This is a genomic window from Streptomyces sp. NPDC059957 (assembly GCF_042730015.1).
Classification (GTDB): domain Bacteria; phylum Actinomycetota; class Actinomycetes; order Streptomycetales; family Streptomycetaceae; genus Streptomyces.
Window position 1 is genome coordinate 31,978 of sequence record NZ_JBHWMB010000078.1, and the last position, 6,345, is coordinate 38,322.

Annotated in this window: 4 protein-coding genes; 1 reads left to right on the forward strand and 3 read right to left on the reverse strand. The window is 70.3% G+C overall.

The window, feature by feature from the left end; all coding sequences use genetic code 11:
• Positions 1-166 precede the first annotated feature (166 nt).
• A complete protein-coding gene (gene erpA / locus ACFWBW_RS34815) occupies positions 167-523 on the reverse strand; it encodes an iron-sulfur cluster insertion protein ErpA (RefSeq protein ID WP_243330017.1) in 357 nt (118 codons plus the stop codon).
• Positions 524-841: 318 nt separating this feature from the next.
• On the opposite strand from erpA, the gene nadA reads away from it, so the two are divergent.
• Positions 842-2,044, forward strand: a complete 1,203-nt coding sequence (gene nadA, locus ACFWBW_RS34820) for a quinolinate synthase NadA (protein WP_385381454.1) — start codon at positions 842-844, stop codon at positions 2,042-2,044.
• Positions 2,045-2,140: 96 nt separating this feature from the next.
• On the opposite strand, the gene ACFWBW_RS34825 is transcribed toward nadA, so the two are convergent.
• Positions 2,141-5,272 (reverse strand): efflux RND transporter permease subunit, encoded by a 3,132-nt coding sequence (locus ACFWBW_RS34825; RefSeq protein ID WP_385381457.1) that lies wholly within the window; start codon positions 5,270-5,272, stop codon positions 2,141-2,143.
• Between the two features lie 197 nt (positions 5,273-5,469).
• Positions 5,470-6,186, reverse strand: a complete 717-nt coding sequence (locus ACFWBW_RS34830; RefSeq protein WP_385381460.1) for a response regulator — start codon at positions 6,184-6,186, stop codon at positions 5,470-5,472.
• Between the last annotated feature and the right edge of the window lie 159 nt (positions 6,187-6,345).

The window sequence follows — 6,345 nt, forward strand, 5'->3', positions numbered from 1 at the left end:
AGAGGGGGGGGGGGGGGGGGGGGGGGGGGGTGGCGGGAACGGGGGAAGCGTTGTCCTCCGAGGGGGGGGGGGGGGGGGGGGGGGGGGGCCCCCCTCGGGGGTTTTCTCGTCTCGGGCCCCTCTCGTGGTCCTACAAGCTCAGCCGGGCCCTGAGGGCCCTCAGGGCCTAGTTGAAGGAGTCGCCGCAGGCGCAGGAGCCGGTGGCGTTCGGGTTGTCGATCGTGAAGCCCTGCTTCTCGATGGTGTCGACGAAGTCGATCGACGCACCGTGCAGGTACGGGGAGCTCATCCGGTCCGTGACGACCTTCACACCGTCGAAGTCCTTCACGACGTCGCCGTCGAGGGAGCGCTCGTCGAAGAAGAGCTGGTAGCGCAGGCCGGAGCAGCCGCCGGGCTGGACGGCGACGCGCAGCGCCAGGTCATCGCGGCCTTCCTGCTCCAGGAGGGTCCTGACCTTTTCGGCGGCGGCGTCGGACAGGAGGATGCCGTCGCTCACGGTGGTCTTTTCGTCCTGTACGGACATCTGCATTCACTCCCGAAGTGGGCGGCTCCCCGCCGGGAGCGGGGAAACGTCGGACTCTTGCCGTCGGTGGCAACGAGCGGGACCGCGGATTCATTCCGGGACCCGACGCGTGTTTCAGAAATTCCATGCTCGCACACCGTCGCGCGGTGGTGGGTCCCCGCGAGGTGGCCGTGGCGGGCGGGCGAATTCGTCACATCGACACTATCGGCATCGTCAAAGTGACGTGAAGCAGTTATGATAGATAACGTCAAATAGACGAGAAGTCGAAGCGAAGGCTTCAGAGTGGCTTCAGAAGTCCCTTGTCGCAGAACAGAAAGGGTGCGTGTCGTGACCACCGCCCAGCCTTTGGACAACCAGCCCTTGGACGTCCAGCCGACGCCCCTTGCCTTGCTGCTGCTCGGCCGTGAGGCCGACCCCAAGAGCGAGCGCGGGGTGGAGTGCCCCGGCGACCTGCCCTCGCCGTCGGACCCGGACCTCGTGGCGCGCGCCCGCGCCGCCAAGGAGAAGCTCGGGGACAAGGTCTTCATCCTCGGCCACCACTACCAGCGTGACGAGGTCATCGAGTTCGCCGACGTCACCGGTGACTCCTTCAAGCTCGCCAAGGACGCGGCCGCCAGGCCGGAGGCCGAGTACATCGTCTTCTGCGGCGTCCACTTCATGGCCGAGTCCGCGGACATCCTCACCTCGGACGACCAGAAGGTGGTCCTGCCGGACCTGGCCGCCGGCTGCTCGATGGCCGACATGGCCACCGCCGAGCAGGTCGCGGAGTGCTGGGACGTGCTGACCGAGGCCGGTATCGCCGGCGCCACGGTCCCCGTCTCGTACATGAACTCCTCGGCCGACATCAAGGCCTTCACCGGCAAGCACGGCGGCACGATCTGCACCTCGTCCAACGCGAAGAAGGCCCTGGAGTGGGCGTTCGAGCAGGGCGAGAAGGTGCTCTTCCTCCCGGACCAGCACCTGGGCCGCAACACCGCCGTCCGCGACATGGGCATGACCCTCGACGACTGCGTGCTGTACAACCCGCACAAGCCGAACGGCGGCCTGACCGTCGAGCAGCTCCGCAACGCCAAGATGATCCTGTGGCGCGGGCACTGCTCGGTGCACGGCCGGTTCTCGGTCGACTCGGTCAACGACGTGCGCGCCCGGATCCCCGGTGTGAACGTGCTGGTCCACCCCGAGTGCAAGCACGAGGTCGTGGCGGCCGCGGACTACGTCGGCTCCACCGAGTACATCATCAAGGCGCTGGAGGCGGCCCCGGCTGGCTCCAAGTGGGCCATCGGCACCGAGCTGAACCTCGTCCAGCGTCTGGCGAACCGTTTCGCCGCGGAGGACAAGGAGGTCGTCTTCCTCGACAAGACGGTCTGCTTCTGCTCGACCATGAACCGCATCGACCTCCCCCACCTGGTGTGGACCCTGGAGTCCCTGGCCGAGGGCAACCTCGTCAACCAGATCCAGGTCGACAAGGAGACCGAGAGCTTCGCCAAGCTCGCCCTGGAGCGGATGCTCGCGCTTCCGTAGCCCGGCCGGCCGCGGCAACGACCGAAGGGCCGCTCCTCCCGTGAGGAGCGGCCCTTCGGCGTGTACGGGAGCCCTGAGTACGGGTTCCCGTGCGGGTCAGACCTTGACCGGGCTCTCCTCGTCCGCCGCGGCGGACGGGGACGGGACCACGGTCAGGCGGGCCGTCTTCTTCGCGCTGCGGCGCTCCTTGCGGAGCTCCAGCATCGTGTAGAGGGTCGGCACCAGGAGCAGGGTCAGCACGGTGGAGCTGATCAGGCCGCCGATGACGACCACCGCGAGCGGCTGCGAGATGAAGCCGCCCTCGCCGGTGACGCCCAGCGCCATCGGGAGCAGCGCGAAGATCGTCGCCAGTGCCGTCATCAGGATCGGGCGCAGCCGGTGGCGGCCGCCCTCGACGACCGCCTCGATCACGCCGTAGCCCTGGGCCCGGTACTGGTTGACCAGGTCGATCAGGACGATCGCGTTGGTCACGACGATGCCGATGAGCATCAGCATGCCGATCAGCGCCGGGACGCCGAGCGGGGTGCCCGTGACCAGGAGCAGGCCGAGCGCGCCGGTCGCCGCGAAGGGGATCGAGACCAGCAGGATCAGCGGCTGGACCAGCGAGCGGAACGTCGCGACGAGCAGCATGAAGACGAGGGCGATGGCCGCGAGCATGGCCAGGCCCAGCTGCGCGAAGGCCTCGCTCTGGTCCTCCCCGACGCCGCCGATGGAGGCCGTGGCGCCCGCGGGCAGGTCCAGGGCCTTGATCTTCGACTGCAGGGTGGAGCTGACGGCGCCGGTGTTGTCGCCGACCGGCTTCGCGCTGATGGTCGCGGCGCGGGCGCCGTCGATCCGGGTCATCGCGACGGGGCCGGGGACCTCCTTGACCTCGGCGATGTCGCCGAGCTTCACGGGGCCGACGGGCAGCGCCTGCAGCTGGGCCAGGGTGGTGGCCGGCTGCGCGGACTTGATGACGATGTCCCGCTCGGTGTCGTCCAGTACGGCCTTGCCCGCCGGGTTGCCGCGTACGGCCTGGCCGACGATGGCGCCGAGCGCGGCCTGGTTCAGGCCGAACTCCGCCGCCTTGGGCGTGGCGGTGACCGAGATCCGGGGCACGGACTGGGACAGGTCGCTCTGGACGTCGGTGACGTCCTCGATCTTCGCCACCTCGGCGCGGACCTGCTCGGCGGCCCGGGCGAGGACGGCCGCGTCACCGGCCTTGACGACGACGCTGAGGTTCTGGCTGCCGAAGCCGTCGCCGGCCGCGATGGTGGTCTCGCCGATGCCGCCCTGCCCCTTCAGGGCGGTCTCGATGTGCTTCTTGGCGGACTCGGTCTTGTCCGAGCTCTCCAGCGTGACCTGGTACGAGGCCTGGTTGGAGCCCGTACCGCCGCCGAAGGCGGCCATGAAGCCGGAGGAGCCGACGGTGACCTGGTAGTCCTTGACCCCGTCGGTCCCGTCCAGGACCTTCTCGACCTTGCGGCTCGCCTCGTCCGCGGCGGCCAGCGAGGTGCCGGGCGGCAGCTGCTGCTTGATGCTCAGGACCTCCTGCTCGCCCTGGTCGAAGAAGTTCGTCTTGAGCAGCGGGGTCATGCCCAGCGTCGCGATGAACACCACGACGGCGACGACCAGGGTGGCGACCCGGCGGCGGGTGACCAGGCCCAGCGCCCGTACGTAGAACTGCTGGAGCTTGCTGCGGGACTCCTTCTCCTCGGCCTCGCGGCGGGCCTTCTCGATGCTCGCGGCGTCCCCCTCGCTGACGCCCTTCGGCGCGCGCAGGAACCAGTACGAGAGCACGGGCACGACCGTCAGGGAGACGAGCAGCGAGGCCAGCAGGGCCGCGGTGACGGTGATGGAGAACGGGCCGAAGAACTGGCCGACCATGCCGCCGACGAAGGCGATCGGCAGGAAGACGGCGACGGTGGTGAGCGTGGAGGAGGTGACCGCGCCGGCCACCTCCTTGACCGCGGTGATGATCGCGTGTCGGCGTTCCTCGCCGTAGCCGAGGTGGCGCTTGATGTTCTCCAGGACCACGATCGAGTCGTCGACGACCCGGCCGATGGCGATGGTGAGCGCGCCCAGCGTCAGCATGTTGAGGGAGAGGTCGCGGGTCCACAGCACGATCAGCGCGAGGACGACGGACAGCGGGATGGAGACCGCGGTGACCAGCGTCGAGCGCAGCGAGCCGAGGAAGACCAGGATCACGACGACCGCGAAGACCAGGCCGAGCAGGCCTTCGGTGGTGAGGCCCGAGATGGACTTGGCGACGGCCGGGCCCTGGTCGCTGACCACGGCCAGGTCGGCGCCGGAGCCGAGGGTGGTGCGGAGCTCGGGCAGCTTGTCCTTGACCGCGTCCGAGATGGCGACGGCGCTGCCGTCCTTGTCCATGGTGAGGACCAGGGCGAGGCTGGGCTTGCCGTTGGTGCGGGTGAGGGAGTCGGCCTTGGCGGGCTCCTGCTTCACGCTCGCCACGTCGCCGAGGCGGACGGCGGGCTTGCCCGGGCCGGCGGTGAGGCGCAGGTCCTCCAGCTGGGCGAGCGAGGTGTAGCCCGAACCGACGCGCACGGTGCGGTTCTTGCCCGCCTCGTCGAAGGAGCCGGCGGGGACCGTGGCGCCGCCCGCCTGGAGGCCCTGGGCCAGGGCCGCGCCGTCGAGGCCGGCGGCGGCGAGCTTGGCGTTGTCGGGGGTGACGGTGACCTGGAGGTCCCGGACCCCGTCGACGGTGACCTGGCCGACGCCCGCGATGTCCTCCAGCGCGGGGACCACGGACGCGGTCAGCTGGTCGGCCAGCGCCTGCTGGTCCTTGTCGGAGGTGACGGCGAGGACCACGGTCGGAATGTCGTCGGTGGAACCGGCGATCACCTGCGGGTCCACCTCGGCGGGCAGCCGTACGCGGGCCCGGTTGACGGCCTGCTGGACGTCGGCGACGAGCTGCTTGGTGCCGTCGTCGCCGTAGTCGAAGGTCGCCATGATGAGGGCATTGCCCTCGCTGGCGGTGGAGGTGATGCCGGTGATGCCGTCGACGCCCTTGAGCATGGCTTCGATCGGCTCGACGACCTGCTTCTCGACCACGTCGGGAGAGGCGCCCTGGTACGGCGCGAGCACGGACACCATCGGCAGGTCGATGGAGGGCAGCAGCTGCTGCTTGAGCTGCGGGATGGCTATGGCGCCGAAGAGGAGCGCGACGAGCGACACGAGGCCGATCAGTGCCCTCTGGGCGAGGCTGAAGCGGGACAGCCGGAACATGGCTATGAGGATCTCTCTGCAGGGACGCGGTGACGTCTACGAGGCATGACGGAGCCGTGCCTTCGGGCACGCGCGGGGCCCCTCAGCCTCTCGTGCGCACCGGCCCGCCGACGTCGCCCCCAGGTCCCGTCCTTATCCGGGGCATACCGCGTCCGCAGTAGACGGGACTACTCCGAACTGCTGCGAACCGCGTGCGGCTAGTCGGCCCTGGGCCGGACCAGTCCCGATTCGTAGGCGATGACCACCAATTGCGCCCTGTCGCGGGCGCCGAGCTTGGACATGGCCCGGTTCACGTGCGTCTTGACGGTGAGCGGGCTGACTTCCAGCCGGCGGGCGATCTCGTCGTTGGACAGGCCGGCCGCGACGAGCACGAGGACCTCGCGCTCGCGTCCGGTCAGCGCGGCGAGTCGCTGTGCGTGGGCGGCGCCCGCGGCGGGGGTGGCCCCGTCGCCGCCGCCCTGCGCGAGGAAGGTCGCGATGAGCCCCTTGGTCGCGGCCGGGGAGAGCAGCGCGTCGCCGGCGGCCGCGACGCGGATGGCGTTGAGCAGCTCCTCGGGCTCGGCGCCCTTGCCGAGGAACCCGGAGGCGCCCGCCCGCAGGGCCGCCGCCACGTACTCGTCCACCTCGAAGGTCGTGAGCATCACCACGCGCACGTCGGCCAGTTCGGGGTCGGCGCTGATCAGCCGGGTGGCGGCGAGACCGTCGGTGCCGGGCATCCGGATGTCCATGAGCACGACGTCGGGCCGCTCCGTGCGCGCCAGTTCGAAGGCCTGCGCCCCGTCGCAGGCCTCGCCGACGACGCACATGTCGGCCTCGGAGTCGACGAGCACCTTGAACGCGCTGCGCAGCAGGGCCTGGTCGTCGGCGAGGAGCACCCGGATGGGCGTCGGGGCCTGGTTCGGGGTCGTTTCCACGCCCTGACCCTACGTCGTGCCGCGCGGCGGGGGCCGGGGCGGGCCGCGCGGGCCGGGCGGGAACCTAGGTCGTCTCTTTCGGATCTTGTCGGCCGAGCCCGCGGCGTCTGGTGCCGTGCCTGGGCGTGCTGTCGGGGCGCTCGCGTACTGGACGTACGT